This window comes from Paenalcaligenes hominis, from assembly GCF_041359055.1.
Lineage (GTDB): Bacteria > Pseudomonadota > Gammaproteobacteria > Burkholderiales > Burkholderiaceae_B > Paenalcaligenes > Paenalcaligenes hominis_A.
Map to the genome: position 1 here is coordinate 589,144 of NZ_JBGJKZ010000002.1, position 17,596 is coordinate 606,739.

15 protein-coding genes are annotated in these 17,596 nt (G+C 48.6%); 4 read left to right on the top strand and 11 right to left on the bottom strand.

The window, feature by feature from the left end; all coding sequences use genetic code 11:
- Positions 1–83: 83 nt before the first annotated feature.
- The 10 genes from greB to ACBP46_RS06765 form a co-directional block, all read right to left on the bottom strand.
- Positions 84–662, bottom strand: a complete 579-nt coding sequence (gene greB / locus ACBP46_RS06720; RefSeq protein WP_371015961.1) for a transcription elongation factor GreB — start codon at positions 660–662, stop codon at positions 84–86.
- Positions 663–695: 33 nt separating this feature from the next.
- On the bottom strand, positions 696–1,529 hold the full coding sequence (locus ACBP46_RS06725) for a PHP domain-containing protein (protein WP_371015962.1): 834 nt from the start codon (positions 1,527–1,529) through the stop codon (positions 696–698).
- A gap of 1 nt (position 1,530) precedes the next feature.
- Complete coding sequence (locus ACBP46_RS06730; RefSeq protein ID WP_371015963.1) at positions 1,531–2,451, bottom strand: alpha/beta fold hydrolase; 921 nt, start codon at positions 2,449–2,451, stop codon at positions 1,531–1,533.
- A 59-nt stretch (positions 2,452–2,510) separates the two neighbouring features.
- Positions 2,511–3,818, bottom strand: coding sequence for a dihydrolipoamide acetyltransferase family protein (locus ACBP46_RS06735; protein ID WP_371015964.1), 1,308 nt, complete (start codon positions 3,816–3,818; stop codon positions 2,511–2,513).
- Between the two features lie 3 nt (positions 3,819–3,821).
- A complete protein-coding gene (locus ACBP46_RS06740; protein WP_371015965.1) occupies positions 3,822–4,844 on the bottom strand; it encodes an alpha-ketoacid dehydrogenase subunit beta in 1,023 nt (340 codons plus the stop codon).
- Positions 4,841–6,079, bottom strand: coding sequence for a thiamine pyrophosphate-dependent enzyme (locus ACBP46_RS06745; protein ID WP_371015966.1), 1,239 nt, complete (start codon positions 6,077–6,079; stop codon positions 4,841–4,843). Before ACBP46_RS06745 ends, ACBP46_RS06740 begins: the two co-directional genes overlap by 4 nt.
- 137 nt (positions 6,080–6,216) lie before the next feature.
- Positions 6,217–8,697, bottom strand: coding sequence for a DNA internalization-related competence protein ComEC/Rec2 (locus ACBP46_RS06750; RefSeq protein ID WP_371015967.1), 2,481 nt, complete (start codon positions 8,695–8,697; stop codon positions 6,217–6,219).
- 94 nt (positions 8,698–8,791) lie between these two features.
- Positions 8,792–9,613: a TatD family hydrolase gene (locus ACBP46_RS06755; RefSeq protein ID WP_371015968.1), complete on the bottom strand. Its 822-nt coding sequence runs from the start codon at positions 9,611–9,613 to the stop codon at positions 8,792–8,794.
- Complete coding sequence (locus tag ACBP46_RS06760) at positions 9,607–10,293, bottom strand: ABC transporter ATP-binding protein (protein ID WP_371015969.1); 687 nt, start codon at positions 10,291–10,293, stop codon at positions 9,607–9,609. The genes ACBP46_RS06755 and ACBP46_RS06760 overlap by 7 nt, the downstream gene beginning before the upstream one ends.
- Complete coding sequence (locus ACBP46_RS06765; RefSeq protein ID WP_371015970.1) at positions 10,286–11,557, bottom strand: lipoprotein-releasing ABC transporter permease subunit; 1,272 nt, start codon at positions 11,555–11,557, stop codon at positions 10,286–10,288. Before ACBP46_RS06765 ends, ACBP46_RS06760 begins: the two co-directional genes overlap by 8 nt.
- Positions 11,558–11,571: 14 nt before the next feature.
- Between ACBP46_RS06765 and ACBP46_RS06770 the strand changes: the two genes are divergently transcribed.
- Entirely contained in the window at positions 11,572–12,522 is a 951-nt protein-coding gene (locus ACBP46_RS06770) for a hypothetical protein (RefSeq protein ID WP_371015971.1), read from the top strand.
- Positions 12,504–14,207 carry a single-stranded-DNA-specific exonuclease RecJ gene (gene recJ / locus ACBP46_RS06775; protein WP_371015972.1) on the top strand — a complete coding sequence of 568 codons (1,704 nt, stop codon included), beginning with the start codon at positions 12,504–12,506 and terminating at the stop codon, positions 14,205–14,207. The genes ACBP46_RS06770 and recJ overlap by 19 nt, the downstream gene beginning before the upstream one ends.
- 46 nt (positions 14,208–14,253) lie before the next feature.
- On the opposite strand, the gene ACBP46_RS06780 is transcribed toward recJ, so the two are convergent.
- Positions 14,254–15,165 (bottom strand): DMT family transporter, encoded by a 912-nt coding sequence (locus tag ACBP46_RS06780; RefSeq protein WP_371015973.1) that lies wholly within the window; start codon positions 15,163–15,165, stop codon positions 14,254–14,256.
- Between the two features lie 332 nt (positions 15,166–15,497).
- Between ACBP46_RS06780 and infA the strand changes: the two genes are divergently transcribed.
- A complete protein-coding gene (gene infA, locus ACBP46_RS06785) occupies positions 15,498–15,770 on the top strand; it encodes a translation initiation factor IF-1 (RefSeq protein WP_371015974.1) in 273 nt (90 codons plus the stop codon).
- Between the two features lie 100 nt (positions 15,771–15,870).
- Positions 15,871–17,517 carry a methyl-accepting chemotaxis protein gene (locus tag ACBP46_RS06790; protein ID WP_371015975.1) on the top strand — a complete coding sequence of 549 codons (1,647 nt, stop codon included), beginning with the start codon at positions 15,871–15,873 and terminating at the stop codon, positions 17,515–17,517.
- The last annotated feature ends 79 nt before the right edge of the window (positions 17,518–17,596 follow it).

Genomic DNA, 17,596 nt, shown 5'->3' on the forward strand with positions numbered 1-17,596 from the left:
ACCACAATCCGCTGGGATGGGGGTTATTACGCAGTGCTAAATTCAATTTTTGGTGTTTTAACACACCTAGGTTCTATCTACTTTTAATCGTCATGACTAAGTTCTGTTACCTGAGTAGGGTAATGAACCTCGAGAATATCTAGCTCTTGGACACCACCTGGGGTACGCAAGGTGACCATATCGCCTTCTTGAGCTTTAAGCAGCGCGCGTGCTACAGGCGAAATCCAGCTGATCTTGCCATTTAATGGGTCGGCTTCATCAACACCCACAATGGTAACAGTGAACTCTTTAGCGTCTTGGTCAGCATACACAATAGTAGCCCCAAAAAACACCCGGTCTTTGTTGGGCTGTAAAGCTGGGTCCACCACTTCGGCTATTTCAAGACGCTTAGTTAAAAAACGAATGCGTCTATCAATTTCACGTAAACGCTTTTTTCCATAAATATAGTCGCCGTTTTCAGAACGATCGCCATTTGACGCCGCCCACGACACAGTCTGTACCACCTCGGGACGCTCTACATTTAACAAGTGCTTTAATTCAGCACGCAAGGTTTTATAGCCTTCGACAGTAATATAGTTTTTTGTCCCCGCAGGTAAGGCCACGGCCTCGGGCACTAAATCATCATCTTGCTGATCGTCTTCTTTGACAAAGGCTTTACTCATTTTACTACCTCAACATAGTGGCTCTAGCGCCTATTAACTTAACCAACGATGCCAGACCGGCGTTAAACCCGGCGGCAAAGCAGGTAAGCAACCTAAATCTAAACGCCCTTCAGAGGGACCGTGAAAATCAGATCCCATTGAGGCCTCAAAGCCAAATCGCTTTGCGACCTGAGCGTACTCATTGTATTGGTGTGGTGCATGACTACCTGTAACGACTTCAATACCCACCCCGCCGCAGTCTTTAAAAGAAGTAAATAGGTGATCGAACTGCAAGGTATCAAACTCGTAACGACCTGGATGTGCAATCACAGCTACACCACCGGCTTGTTGAATCCATTGTACTGCCTCGGTTAAGGTTGCCCATTGCATAGGCACAAAAGCAGGCGCTTGATCGCCTAAATATTTAGTGAAGACTTCCTGAATGGTGCTGCAATAGCCGTGGTCTACCAAAAAGCGGGCAAAATGGGTGCGCGAAACAAGCTCGGGGTTTGTCGCATAAGGCACTGCTCCTTCTAGAGCATTGGTAACCCCCATGGCGGCTAATGCATCGCTAATACGTTGAGCGCGCTGCCAGCGACCAGCCCGTACATAACGCAATGAATCGATTAAACTCTGCGACTGGTAATCAATACCCAAACCTACGATATGTACCGTTTTCCCTAAAAAGGTGACTGAAATCTCTACGCCTGGTACAAATGCCATACCTAGATTTACTGCCGTTTGCTCAGCCAATGCCAAACCACCCACCTCGTCATGATCGGTTAAAGCCCAGAGCCCAACCCCATTTTGATGAGCACGGTAAGCCACTTGGTCGGGCGCGAGAACGCCATCAGAAACCGTTGAGTGACAATGTAGGTCTACAATCATGTTAATCCTTCAGTAAAAACTGTGAGAGCACGTGCAACTGATCGGCCTGCATCAACGTAGGTGCATGCCCAACCCCTGAAACTTGATAAAGCCCTGCATTAGGTTGTCGTACAAGCATTTCATGTGCTGTATCGGGTGATAATAAATCAGAAAACTCACCCCGTACAATGAGGCAATCCTGAGGCAACTGCTCGAATGCGTGCCAGAGTGTTTGTTGGGCTAATTGCGTTAACTGCCCCTGCTGGGCTTGATCTAACTCGAGTTGTTGATGGAAAGCCGCAGCAATACCGCTATCGTAAGCATTGACCCAATAAGCCCCCTGCTGCTTGAACACATAACGAGCTAAGTGCTCCCATTGCGCGTGGCTATGAGGCCCAAAATTTGCCCAACGTGTTTGCGCACCCGCCACGGCCTGCTCCCACGAGGCAAACTGATGTTGATCGCTAACATACTGCGCGATGCGCGCTAACCCAGCCGCGCTCAATACAGGCCCCACATCGTTTAGAACGACCTTACCAAACTGCCAACTAGGCGCGGCCATCAGGGTGGGGGCAAAGAGCACACTGGCAACACTCAGAGTAATTAACCCGCCCATAGACGTACCCACCCAGTCCACACGCTCGGGTTGCAGCTGTTGCAATAAGGTTAAGATATCCGACCCGTATTGGGGAATAGTGTAATACGCGGGGTCAGCTAACCAGTCGGATGCGCCTCTGCCCACGATGTCCGGACAAATCACCCGATACTGTGTACTCATTTTTTGTGCTAGCGCATCAAAATCACGTCCTGTTCGCAACAATCCGTGCAGACAAAGCAAAACATGCGGATTCTGCGGGTCGCCCCATTCCTTGTAAGCCATTTGGTGCACACCGGCTGGACTAACACAGGAAATACGATGGTCTGTTGAGACAGGCAATGACATAAGCAAATCCTTTGAAGAAAAAACGGGACCTTAGTCCCGTTATACCGCATTCAGCTCGACTAATCGACAAGATAAATATGGGGTTTTTCTAATAAGGTGCGCACAGTTTGAATGAATTCTGCAGCATGCATCCCATCTACAAAGCGGTGATCAAATGAAGAAGACAAATTCATCATCGTACGAATTTGGATTTGCTCGTCTATGACCACTGGCGTGCGGATTTGTTTATTAACCCCCACAATAGCCACCTCGGGTGCATTAATAATAGGGGTAGCCACTACACCGCCTAGCGCCCCCAAACTGCTTAGGGTAATAGTGGACTTAGCGCTAAGGTTGCCTGTGCCTGCGCGGGCCGCTTGGGCTAAGTCATGAATGTTTGAGGCAATTTCCCATAAGGTCAGCTGCTGGGCATGCTCTAATACAGGCACCATCAAGCCTTCGTTGGTTTGGGTGGCAATAGCTATATGCACATCCTCATACTGTTGTAAGGTATTTTGTCCGGCATCGTAACGGGCATTGACCTCTGGGTGTTTTTGCACAGCTAAACACATGGCACGTACAAGAAAAGGCAATAGAGTTAGGTGCCCACGCTGTTCTGCCCAATGTTGATTAAGTTGCTGACGCCATGTCTCTAAATCCGTCACATCAATGGCTTCCACATAACTAAAATGAGGAATGCTTTGTGATGACTCCAGCATTTTTTTTGCAATTTGACGACGTAAGCCACGCACCGGAACAGTATGCACCCCACCCGTTGCCACAGAAGAGGAAAAAGTGCGCGTGCCTTGTGCGCCGGCTAGTTGCTGATCTAAATCGGCATGAGTCAGGTGATTTTTCTGCAACCGTTGCGCTAATTGCGGCAAGTCAATGGATAAACGAGCGGCACGTTTGCGCACAGCCGGGGAAGCCTGCACTTTGTGCAGCAACCGTTCGTGTGGTGTGGTTGTAGCAGCTGGGGCTGGGGCTGCTACAGCGCTTTTAATTGGAGTAGAGTCCACCGGCGCTTGGTTTTTTGTTTGGCTTTCAGGCTGCTCTGATGAACTAGGCACGGATACAGCAGCCAACGACTCGGCACCAGGCTCACCAGCCACAGACTCGGACTCGACCATAGGTGTTGCGCTGGTAGTAGATAAGGCAATATCCACTAAATCAGCACCCACAGCGAGGATCTCGCCGGCGGCACCACCCAATGAAGCAACCGTTCCAGCTACGGGAGATGTAATATCCACCGACACTTTATCTGTCATGACACTGGCTACTTTTTGATCCTCTGCAACAGGTTGCCCCACCTGAACAAACCACTCAACGATCTCAACCTCGGTAATACCTTCGCCAATATCGGGAATTTTTATTGTGTAATTAGACATGGCTTATAGCTCCTTCATCACTCGTTGATATGCTGCAATAACACGTTGAGGCCCGGGGAAATAGTCCCACTCGTGGGCATGAGGGTACGGAGTATCCCACCCCGTAACACGCTCGATGGGGGCTTCAAGGTCAAAAAAACAATGTTCTTGAACTAGAGCAGAGAGCTCGGCGCCAAAGCCAGATGTGCGTGTTGCCTCGTGTAAAATCACACAGCGCCCTGTTTTACGAACAGACTGGGTGATGGTTTCAATATCGACTGGCCAAATCGTGCGTAAATCAATGACCTCGGCATCAATGCCAGAGTCAGTAGCCGCAGCCAGAGCCACATGCACCATCGTGCCATAGGCCAAAACCGTGACATCGGCCCCCTCGCGGGTAATAGCAGCTTTGCCTAACGGCGTACTGTAGTAACCCGTGGGCACTTGCGCTAGCTCGTGGTCGCGCCACGATTGCAAAGCACGATCGTAATAGCCATCAAACGGGCCGTTATAAAGGCGCTTGGGTTCTAAAAAAATAACGGGGTCTGGGCTTTCAATGGCTGCAATTAACAACCCTTTAGTATCAATAGGGTTAGAAGGCATCACAGTGCGCAACCCTGCAATATGGGTAAAAATAGCTTCGGGGCTTTGGCTATGTGTTTGACCGCCATAAATACCCCCACCCACCGGCATACGAATGGTGACTGGCGCAACAAAATCGTTAACGGAACGATAACGAATGCGCGATAACTCGGACACAATTTGATCCATGGCTGGATAAAAATAATCACCAAACTGAATTTCAACCACGGGCGTTAAGCCGTAAGCGGCCATACCAATAGCCGTACCGACAATACCGCTTTCAGAAATAGGCGCATCAAATACACGCTGAGAGCCATATTTGGCCTGCAGGCCTTCGGTGGCACGGAACACCCCACCAAAATAACCGACATCTTGACCATAAATAACCATATTGCTATCGCGCTCAAGCATCACATCTAGGGCATCGCGCACAGCTTGTAATAGGCTAAGAGATTGTGTGCTCATAGGCCCTCCTTGAATTGCTGCTCTTGCTGTTGTAGATGCCAGGGCTTTTCAAAATACACATCATCAAACATGTGACTAGCATGGCTACGGTGGGCTTCTTGCATGGTGCCCCCTATGGACTCGGCTTTTTTCTGTGCTTCGATGACGTTTTGCTCTATCTGATGTTGGTAAGCAGTATGTTCGGCCTCCGACCACACGCCTAAACCTATTAAGTGTTGCTTGAGTCGAGCTATAGGGCAGCCTAAAGGAAAGTGTTGCCACTCGTCTGCTGGGCGGTATTTACTTGGGTCGTCAGAGCTAGAATGTGGTCCGGCCCGGTAGGTAACCCATTCGATAAGCGTAGGCCCACCGTTTTGACGGGCGCGCTCGGCGGCCCACTGCGAAGCGGCAAGACACGCCAAAAAGTCGTTGCCATCAACACGCAATGAGGCAACGCCTGTACCTGCACCGCGTGCCGCAAAGGTGTTGCCAGCGCCCCCTGCAATGGCCTGAAAGGTAGAAATCGCCCACTGATTATTTACCACATTTAATATAACGGGGGCATTGTAAACTTGAGCAAAGGTTAAAGCTGTTTGAAAATCGCCTTCGGCTGTGGCCCCATCGCCAATCCAAGAACTAGCAATTTTGGTATCGCCTTTAATGGCGGATGCCATGGCCCAACCTACACCTATCAAAAAACGCGTCGCCAAATTGCCGGATATGGAATAAAAACCATAGTCTTTGTACGAGTACAAAGCAGGCAACTGACGCCCTTTAAGGGGGTCGCAACTATTGGAATACAGTTGACACATCAAATCGGAAATGGGCATGCCTTGGGCAAGCAAAATACCTAATTGTCTATACGATGGAAACTGCATATCGCCAGCCTGCAGCATCATGGTTTGTGCTGTGCTGATTGCCTCTTCGCCATAAGACTGAATATAAAACGTTAATTTCTTTTGACGTTGAGCATGAAACATGCGTGCATCAAAAGCTCGGATCAGCATCATGGTTTTTAAACCTTGAAGTAGCTGGTCGGTGTCAATAGTGGGTGCCCAAGGACCGATGGCTTGGCCCTCGTCATCTAAAACTCGAATTAGACCTTGGGATAGGGCTAACATGGTGTTGGGCGCAGCCAAGGGGTCGGGGCGCGGCACCGCACCCGCAGGTTGCAAATGCAAATAGGAAAAATCGCTAGGTGCCCCGGGTCGTGCAGGCGGTTCGGGCACACGTAAGTGTAGCGGTGTTTGTCTCATGAGTACCTCGTGAAAGATCTTGTGGAAATTTCAACAACTGGGTTTGTTATGTTATTACTGAGCCTTGTGAGCTTTAGTTCACTTTAGCGTGCCATCAAAATTATGCAACTAAGGCCACGCTAGTAATTACCCTTGGTCTACCTACGAGAAAACGGATTTTGCCAGTAGCGCGCCTGATCCTTGCGCTCAGAGTAAAGCATTAACTCTGTGTTTTTTGTTGTCACAATGACCGCTCCATCTCGATCAGTACGGTAAAAATCGGTGCCTGCCTGAAGCCAGCGTTGCTCTACTTCAGGATGAGGGTGGTTAAAACGGTTCCACCACCCCGCCTGCGCTATGGCAACATTAGCCTGAAGCGCTTCAACCCATAATGCACTGGAAGAGGTTTTTGAACCATGATGCCCCACTATGACCACATCATAATGCCCCAAACCGGCTTCAATCAGTTGTTTTTCTTGGGCTATGCCCACGTCGCCCGTTAATAAAGCGCGCCACTGCTCTCCATGGACTGCCAAGACGCAACTGTGAGCATTTTTATCCGTGATCGCCCCTTTTTCATAGTGGACGCGATCAGGCCATACAAAGGCGAACTCGACCCCATCCACTTGCCATCTTAGGCCGCGTTGGCAAAACTGAGTTGGGATAGCATCGGTTAAGGGAGAGACCTCTTTGTGTAAAAGACGCAGCTCTCGCTGTATATATTGGCGTACATCAAACGAGCTATAAATCTGTTGAGTAGACATTCGCTCTAATACACTTAATGTGCCACCCACATGATCCAAATCGGCATGCGATAAAATTAACGCGTCCAATTGCTGTTTGCCTAAACTATGTAAATACGGCACTACCGTACGTTCGCCTTCATCACTATCCCAAGCCCGTCGTATGCCGGTGTCATACAAAAACACATGCTGTGCTGTTTCAATTACTACCGCGCTACCTTGGCCCACATCCAGCACATGCAAACGCCACTCGCCCTGTGCCAAAGGTGGAGGACGCCAAAATAATGCAGGCACTAACAGCCCCCACCCCATTGCGGACCACCGCCAAGCTTTGGGCCACAAGGCCACCACCACACCCAGCATTGCCAAGGCGACTACCCATACCGGAGCCCGGCTGGCTGGTAAACTGGCTAAATCCAATTGGGCCAACCATTGCGTGGGCCACATGGTCAGTTCCAAGCAAAAATGCGTGATTTCTAATGTCCACTGGGCAACACTTTCCCATTGCAAAACACAGAACATGGCAAATAAAAGCGCCAAGGGCGTGATGAGCAGCCCTATCATAGGTATGCCATAAGCATTGGAGACTGGCGAAACCAAGGACATTTCAAAAAACAGAAACGCCAATGGCGGCAATAAAGCCAAACTAATAACCAATTGCCACTGCGTGGCTAAGCGCATTTGCCCGCGCCACTGCTGCCAGCGCGATTGGGTATAGACGCCAAGAGCAGTACCACTCCATCCCGCACACGCAACCAACAGCAGCACCGCACCAAATGACAACCAAAATCCACTAGCCAGCACTGACCACGGGTCAAACAACACAATGCCGATGACTGCCCAAGCCACAATAGTGGTAATAGACAATGGCAAACGCATACTTAGGCTAAACACCACCACACTAAACATAAAAAAGGTGCGCCGCGCTGGCACCTCCCACCCAGCGATCAAACTATAAAGCCCTGCTACTACCCATGCTAGCCACGCCGCCGCCACAGGTGCAGGACAATATTGCGCCGCCGCAAACTGTCCAATGGCTAAACGACGCCAACACCAAGCAAAGCCCCAAGCACACACGCTAGCTAACAGCGTGACATGACTGCCGCTAATTGAAACCAAATGGGTGAGTCCAGTCCGGTTAAACACACGCCAGTCTTGCGCATGGATACTGGCCTGATCCCCAATTGATAAAGCTAAAATCACCCCACCCCACCGTAAAGACTCAAGATAAGGCAACATAGCTTGACGCAAAGCATGACGCCCACGTTGCGCCCATAAAGATAAGCTCCATTCGGTGGCTTTATCTTCTAAACGTTGTGGCTCCCCCCGTACCTGGGCAAGAGCACGAATGCCTTGGGCAAAAACATGCCCCTCGTAATCAAAACCCGCGGGGTTACGGGCTCCGTGTGGTGTTTTTAAATAAGCTGTCAGCGCCCATTGCTGGCCGGGAATAAGCTCAGGAAAAGATTCGGATTGGGGTTGCGCATAGGGACCACGCCATGTACCGCGCGACCAAACCAACGCAATATGCCTGGGTACCCCAGCGGGATGCGATTGCAAGACGGTAGCCGTTACATAACGACTAGTGGGATTTAGCCGTGCCAAACCATCAATTTGTACTACCAATTTAAAGGCTTGGTTTTCTTCGTGTGCAGGTAATTGCTGAGCTAGGCGCTGTTGCGCTTGGTATTGGCAATTGATTAAGGCCAATAACCCCACACTGCACAACAGGCCCAAATGAAAAACCCAGCGCTGATGACGGCAGTACCAAAGCAGCCCTAGACTGAGCAACAGGGCTAGCCCAGCAAACATAAGCGTACGTGTACTCCAAAGCTCAGCCCACTGCTGTGCCCACACAGTCATCGCCACCATAACTGCCGCTACCCATCGCACCATACCAACCCCTCCCTAAAAGAAAAGGGTAGTAAAAAAGCCGTCTTAAAAGACGGCCTTGAGCGGAAAATAACCTAGCGGTAAAACCCTTAGCTAACTAGTGGTGCTGGTGCCACTGGGCTAAACGTGGCAGTACCCGCAAGGCCGTCGCTGTGGTCTGAGTCTTTATCTCTGAGATAGGTTGACTACGCAAATCAGCCAATACCTGCGCAATCGCTGCTAGCTCAGCCGGGCGATTGTATTGATCGGGGTATTTTTTTACGTCAAGCCAAGCAGGCCCTATATCGGGTGCATCGGTTTCAAGCACGAGGTGAGTCAAATCCAAATCGGTGGCTAACCGTCGAATTTGCTTAGCTCGAGTAAATGTCATGGCCCCCCCAAAGCCTAAGGCAAAGCCCAACTCAATGAACTGCTGGGCTTGTTGGTGACTGCCGTTAAACGCATGAGCAATACCCGATAGCTTGGGGTAGCGGCGCAAATATTTTAAAATTTGATCTTGAGAGCGACGCACATGCAGCAACACAGGCAAATCAAAACGCTGGGCGATTTTAAGCTGAGCTTCGTAAAAGTACGTTTGTTTTTCGACCATTTCTGGGGTCTTGAGCTCGGGCACAAAAAAGTCCAAGCCAATTTCACCTATAGCCACTAATCGTGGATCTGCCATGGCTTGCGCTACATCCTGCTCAAGCTGCGTTAAATCGGCTTCGGTTGCCTCGGGCACATACAGCGGGTGAATACCTAAAGCATAGACCAGTTGCGGATGCTGCGCTGCCAGCTGCTGCACTACAGAAAAATTAGATTGGGCTACAGCAGGAATCACAATATAGCGCACGCCATTTGCGGTAGCTTGAGCTACCAGCTCTGCGGTACTTTCAAGAAAAACCTCAGCATCTAAATGACAGTGTGTATCAATTAACATCCGAGTAAGACTCCTTGTTCCATATGTAATTGCCTGTGCGCCAAAGCCGCCAAAGCGGGATCATGGGTCACAATCACAAATGCAATGCCCAGCTCTTGGTTCATGGATTGCAACAGTTCAAACATTGACTGCGCCGTTTCACGGTCCAAATTGCCTGTGGGCTCGTCGGCTAACACGCAATCAGGTCGAGTGACTAAAGCACGAGCCAAAGCAATACGCTGGCGTTCGCCCCCAGAAAGCTGCCCAGGGTAATGCAAAGCACGTTGAGCCAGGCCGACTTGTGTAATCAAAGTTAGAGCCTGCTCTCTGGCCTCGGCACGCGGTACACGTCGCACGATTAATGGCATAGCCACGTTATCAAGCGCCGTAAACTCAGGCAATAAGTGATGAAACTGGTACACAAAGCCTAAGTGACGATTACGAATCTGGCTACGAGTTTTTTCATTCAGTCGCTCGGCATCTTGCCCTGCTACCTTCAGTGTGCCTGCACTGGCTTGATCTAATAAGCCTAACACATGTAGCAATGTGCTTTTACCCGAGCCCGAAGCGCCCACAATGGCGACCATTTCGCCAGCATGCACATGCAAATTGACATCACGCAACACATCTACTGTGTTGCCTCCGTCTATATAACTACGTTGAATATGTGCGGCTTGAATGACGTGTTCTTTTTTAATCATGTCGTAACACCTGTGCAGGTTGAAGTTTAGAGGCACGCCAGCTGGGATACAGCGTGGCTAATAACGACAACACTAATGAAGTAACACCAATAATCACCATATCCATCACAGATGGGTTAGACGGCATTTGACTAATAAAGTAGATTTGTTGAGGTAAAAACTCTTGCCCCGTAAGATTTTCTAAAAATGGCACAATGACATCTATGTTGTAGGCTACCAACGCACCTAAACTGACACCAATTAATGTGCCCAACACCCCAATTAAAGCGCCCTGCACTAAAAAAACAAGACCAATGCTAGCCGGGGTAGCACCAATAGTACGCAAAATAGCAATATCACTGCGTTTATCTTTAACAGCCATTACCAAAGAAGACAGTAAATTAAACGCTGCCACCGCCACAATTAAGGTCAAAATTAAAAACATCATACGTTTTTCAGTTTGAACCGCAGCAAACCAGGTTTTGTTATTTTGAGTCCAGTCGCTGACATGCACACTAAGCGGTAAAGCCATGCGCAACTGCTCTGCCACCTGAGGCGCTTTTTGCATGTCTTGAATACGCAAACGGACGCCACTGTTACCACTATCTCTGAAGACACGAGCCGCATCCTCGTAATGCACAAACGCCAAGGTTGAGTCATATTCATAGTGCCCCGAAGAATACAACCCCACTACAGTAAACTGACGCATACGGGGCGCAAAACCAGCCGGTGATATACTGCCCTGAGGTGCCATTAACATCAAGGTATCCCCTTCACGCACCCCAAGTGTCTGCGCTAACTGCAAACCCAACACCAAACCAAACTGCCCTTCTTCAAGGCTATCAAGCTGGTTAACCACCATTTGATCGGCTAACTCGGACACCTGATGCTCTAACGCAGGATCTATGCCGCGAATTTGCACCCCATTCATTTTGTCTCCGCGTACCAACATAGCTTGAGCCGCCACAAAAGGAGCTGCGCCTACTACCTGTTTGTTTTCTTTAGCATTGTCGGCCAGAGCCTGCCAATGCGATAATACGTCTTGATGTGAGTGACTACGCACATATAATTCAATGTGCGGTAAAACCGACAGCATGCGGTCACGAACTTGGGTCTGAAACCCGTTCATCACCGAAAGCACAATAATCAATGCTGCCACTCCTAACGCAATCCCGGTCATAGAACTGGCTGCTATAAATGACACAAAGCGATCTTTACGCTTAGCTCCTCGACCACTTCGCGCTAAGCCCGCGTAACGCGCGCCTATCCAAAACTCATAAAACATAGACTTTACCGTTAATGACTGCTGCTAATTCCTGTATTGTATTAAGTGAAGCACTAGCCCCGGCCCCAATGGCAGCCGAGCTAATAAAGCACCTCCCTACTTACGCGCCAAACTTAGTTCGCTATTTGGACCAATGCCAAAGCCAATTGGTTCGGCCTACTCTAGACCAGACTCGCTGTACAGCACTCGAGACCTGGCAGGTGGAGCAAGCCGGTTTTTCTGCCGCGACAGCAAAGCATAACGCAGCTTTAGCTCTTTTGTTAGCATCGACCACTGAAAAAAAAGCAACCATCACACCAGATACTGCTTTTTGGTTAGCCGAGTTAGTACATTTAGCGCCCTCTAGAGAGGGGGCAGCCTTAATTCCCGCATCGGAACTGCAGATTAGTTCTGAACATAGCTACGAACTACTTAAAGCTGCGCAAGAGCTCTGTCAGGGTACTGCTTTTCGCCTAGAACCTTGGTCTGCACAGCATTGGCAACTTCATAGCACTATTGAATTACCTGCCGTTTTTGCAAGCCCACAGTTAGTTAGTCGTAGTGCAGTTAACGATTGGTGGGACCAAAACCCCGTCACCCGAGAATGGCGTCGTTTTGTCAATGAACTGCAAATGCTGTATTTTAATCACCCAGTGAATCAAGACCGTCTCAATCAGGGTTTAGCTCCCATCAATAGTTTGTGGCCTATAGGTGGGCTAACTGGGAATGACTGGCAGCCCCAACCTCGTCCCTATCAGCTGCACCAAGAGCTGACCCGGCCCTACTTACGCCAAGACTGGGGACTGTGGTTACAACGCTTACAGCAACTAGACCTTGAGCTCAAAACACAACTGCCTCATAAGCCAGACCTAGTTCTCACCAATACCGAACAACTCTTCATTGCTAGCCCACGACCATCACGGTTTTGGCACCGTTTTATTCAACCCACCTCTACCTGGAGATCACATTGGCTCGCCCAGTCTTAAGCCCTCGTTCCCCACAACCCGATATAGCAGACCAACTGACCCATGCCGGACTGCATCCTCTATTAGCACAACTATTTGCAACTCGTCAGGTCACCGATATTCAACAAACCAATTCTCGTTGGAATGCCTTATTAGCGCCGTATACTTTGCATGATATTGAGAAAGGGACACAGCTATTAGCGGATGCCATAGAGGAGCAACTACGCATTGTTATTGTGGCTGACTACGACTGCGATGGTGCAACCGCTTGTGCAATTGGAATGCGTGCGCTCGGCGAAATGGGTGCAGATGTGGATTTTTTCGTACCAAACCGATTTGAAACCGGTTATGGTTTATCTCCCCAAGTGGTTGAGCTGTTATTACAGCACCCTAACGGTAAACCCGACCTGATAGTAACCGTAGACAACGGTATTGCCAGCGTGGACGGCGTGGCGTTAGCCAATCAATTAGGCATGCAAGTGCTCATCACCGACCATCACTTGCCCGGTGACACCTTGCCCGCCGCCGCAGCCATTATTAACCCAAGCCACCCCCATTGCGCTTTTCCCTCTAAAAACCTGGCGGGAGTTGGTGTTATTTTTTACCTGATGTTGGCATTGCGTGCCGAACTGCGTGAACGAGGCGCATTTGATCTTGAAGATCAACCCCGTTTGGACCAGCTTGCTGACATTTTGGCCTTAGGCACTGTGGCCGATGTAGTTAAATTGGATGCAAATAACCGGTTATTAGTTGCTCAGGGTCTGAAACAAATCCGTCAGGGCAAAGCCCATGCTGGCATCCATGCTTTATTTACTGTCGCAGGGCGACAGCCACAACTTGCTAACGCCTTTGACCTAGGTTTTGCAGTCGGTCCTCGCATCAATGCGGCGGGTCGTCTTGAAGACATGAGCATAGGTATTCGCTGCTTATGCACAGATGACCCACTTGAGGCCATGGAGTTAGCCCAAGAACTGGATCGTATTAACCAAACTCGCCGCCAAATTGAAACTCAAATGCATCAAAGCGCCTTACAGGCGGTAGAGCAAATGATGCAACTTAAACCTCGTGCTAGTGTGTGTGTACACCAACCTGACTGGCATCAAGGGGTAGTAGGTCTAGTGGCCTCTAGGCTCAAAGAACGTTATTGGCGTCCTACTATAGCCTTTGCGCCGGGTGATGGAAATGAGCTGAAAGGTTCTGGACGTTCCATCCCTGACGTGCACTTGCGTGATGTCTTAGATTTGATTTCCAAAAAACACCCAGGATTAATCTTGAAGTTTGGAGGGCACTCTATGGCGGCAGGTCTAAGTATTCATCAAGAAAACCTAGCACAGTTCGAGCAGGCTTTTGATTATGCTGTGGTCGAGTTCACAGGCAAAACACAATTTGATCCTGTTATTGAACATGATGGGTCTTTAGCGGTCGAGTTTATGGATATCCACACTGCCGATCTGCTAAACCAACAAGTGTGGGGGGCCGGTTTTCCCGCCCCCACTTTTGTAGATAGTTTTCGGGTTGTGCACCAACGCGTGCTTAAAGAAAAACACCTAAAGCTACGCGTGGAGCGTGAAGGTTTGATGTTCGATGCCATTTGGTTCAATCAAAACCAACCTCTGCACGACCAAATTGAAATAGCATACCGATTGGATGTCAACCACTGGAACGGCCAAAGTCAATTGCAGCTTATGGTGGAATTTGCCCAATAACAGCTAGCGCGCTCTAGGTTGTAGAGCGCGCTATTAACTAACTACATTAAGCAGATGCCGTCGCCTTGGAGGCGTACACAATCCCACCCACAATTAATAAGAAAGCAAGGCCATGATACAGCTCTGGGGCTTGGCCTAAAAAAATCAACGACAGTAGGGCTGCAAATAACGGCATTAAATTAGCAAAAAAACCAGCCATAGCCGGACCAATCCGCTGCACCCCTAGCCCCCAGCACCTAAATGCAATAATCGCAGGCCCTACGGCCACATAAATTAACGCCAACCCTAGCCCCCAGCTCCACTCAATATGCCAGTCGGTTAAGGCCCATTCGCCTATAGAAAAAGCCCCAGACCACATCACACCAAAAGTCACCTGTGCCAATAGTAGCGTAGACCAATTTTGCTTCATTTCCGGCTCATGGCGATCTTGGCTGAGGATCCAACTATAAAAAGCCCAAATAATGGTGGCAAACACCATATAAATATCACCAATCACAAAGCGAAAATGCACCAGCTCACTTAGGTCGCCCCGAATCAAAATAACAGCCACACCTAATAACGACAGCAAAGCACCGCTCAATTGGCGTAATGAAATAGTGGAATTAAAAAACAAACGCCCAATTAACAGCATCCAAATGGGCATACTGGCATTGACCAAGGTGACATTAATGGGCGAAGAACTATGCAAAGCCATGTACTGCATAGCGTTGTACAACCCCACGCCAAGCAAGCCTAGCAATGCGTATTGACGCCAATGACGCCACAGCGCACTGCCTGAGCGCAGTATCTTGCCACCAAACAAACACAAAATGCCAAATGCAATAAACCACCGGATAAAATTCAAGGTGATAGGCGGAATCATATCGCTGATAACCCGCCCTATCACTGCATTTCCCGCCCATAAAAATGTCGCTATAACCAACAGCAAGACCGCCGAGGGCGTGAGTTTTTGATTCATATTTTATCCTTGCAGAAGCTATTATGCGGCTTCGTTAGTGTCTCCAAAATTCAAAATTATATAGAAAGCCACTTAATAAACCTAGGCATCACTCTAGACCCGAGCCGTAAACCCTTGACAAAAAAAGACTTTTAGCCTATACTATTATTTAATTAAAGTTGTTTTTCACCTAGGCATAGGCCTACGTCCACTGTCTCATCGGTGCCATAGCACCGGAGCCCAAAGCTCCTCTCTTTTATCGCGGTCAACACTGCGACAGCGCCCTTATTTCCTTTAACGAACTAGCATCTCGTTAGAGCATCAGGCTTTTATAATTTAAAAAGGACTTTATTATGTCAAAAGAAGAATTATTGGAAATGCACGGTTCAGTTACTGAAGTATTACCCGATTCCCGTTATCGCGTGGTATTAGAAAACGGTCACCCTGTGATTGCTTATACCGGTGGCAGAATGCGTCGTCACCATATCCGTATTTTAGCTGGTGATGAAGTTACCCTAGAAATGTCCCCCTACGATCTAACCAAAGGTCGCATTACTTTCCGTCACTTGCCCAAGCGCAACAACAATGCCCCCGCTGGTGCTAGCAACCATCGTCGTCGCCGTTAATTATTGCTAGCGTTCCTTTCTGAACGCTATGACATGCTGCTGTCACATAAAAATGTAACCATAACCTACCTATTTTGCATTATTATTATGGTTTGGTTTCATGTCAAAAACGCACTTTACGATTAAAAGCAGTTTTATTGTTTATTTTGCTCTGCTTGTCGTTTTTGCTCTACTTACGTACAGCGCTCTCCACCATTTAACGCGTACTATCACCCAGTTGCAACAGGCTCAAGCCACTCGTTATCAAGTGGCACATAGTATCAATGAATTCAGCTCCATTACCGAAGCCATGGCCCGCGATGCCATGGCTTTTGTTTCAAGTGAGCAGCCTGAGTTCAAACAGCGTTACGAACACTACGCGCATGTATTTCATGAGGCACTCGAGCACCCTCAAAGCTTGCGCTATTTAATTCATGCCAGCCCCCTTTCCGAACAAGAGAAAAAAGGTTTCGAACAAGCCTATGCTTTGGCCGCTGAATTAAGCGTTGCCCAGAAAAACGCCCTAGCCATTGCATCAGGGGAAATAGAAGAAGATGACGGCACCATACGTATTGCTTTGCCCAACACGTTAATGGCGCAAGCGCTGCTATTTAATCAAGGCTACCAAAACACCACACATCAACTCAGCGAGTTACTCGCGAAAATTAACCAAAGCCAACGCGAACGAGTAGATGCTGATGTGAATGAGGCCACTCGTAAAAGCCAGAGTGCTTATCTTTTGGCTCTGATCAGCTTATGCCTCATGCTGCTAGGCAGTGGATTAGGTTTATGGCGGCTTTATGGATCAATTCGCCACCCCCTACGCCAAAGCATGACACAAGCCCGTCGCCTTGCTGCAGGCGACTTACAGGCCCATATTACACATCAACGTCAAGATGAATTAGGGCAATTACTGCATGCATTAAATGGGATTGGGACGGGCTTGCAGCACACTCTAAGCACCGTACATCAGCATAGTGATGATTTACAGGACGCCTCACAGTGTTTAGTCCAGAACCACAGCGACCTACGTGGGTTAAGCGAAAAACAAAATCACCAACTGCAAAAGACCGAGCATACATGCCAGTTGCTGGCTCAAAATATTTTTAATCAAAGCCAGCAAATTGCTCAAGCACATGAATTAAGCCAACAGGCTGCGCAGCTTATGCAGGCCGGAAGCCTAAGCTCGGCCCAAATGACTCAAGCCATGAAAGCCATTCAGCAAAGCACCGAACAAATCAGCGGCATAATTGAGCTAATACAGACCATCTCATTTCAAACTAATTTATTAGCATTAAATGCCGCCGTTGAAGCTGCGCGCGCTGGTTCAGAAGGCCGAGGCTTTGCGGTAGTTGCTGCGGAAGTGCGACAGCTCGCACTGCGCTCAGCACAAGCCTCACAAGATATTGAGCGCTTAATCACCACCAACGTTGAGCAAATAGAACGTGGCAGCTGCTCTGCACAACAAGCTCATACCTTTAATGAAAAAATGACATTGACTATGAATGAGGTGCAAGCCATTATGACGCAGGTAGCACATGGTTTTACAGAGCAAAAAGAGCAAGTCACCCATATGCATCAAACCGTCACCGACTTATCTTGTATTACAAATCAAAAACTGAGACTAATGGACCAAGCCGCACATGAAACCACAGCCCAGCTAAATCAAGTACAAGCCTTGCATCAATTAATTGATTGTTTTTCATTTAGCTCACAAAAAACGCAAGATGTATCCCCTAACTCTAGGGTCCCACTCGCTCTACACTGATCCCCACACGCATTTTCGGCATAAAGCGTAAAATTCGTTAAAATAGTGGGAATACACAATAAATCAAATTGTTAATCAG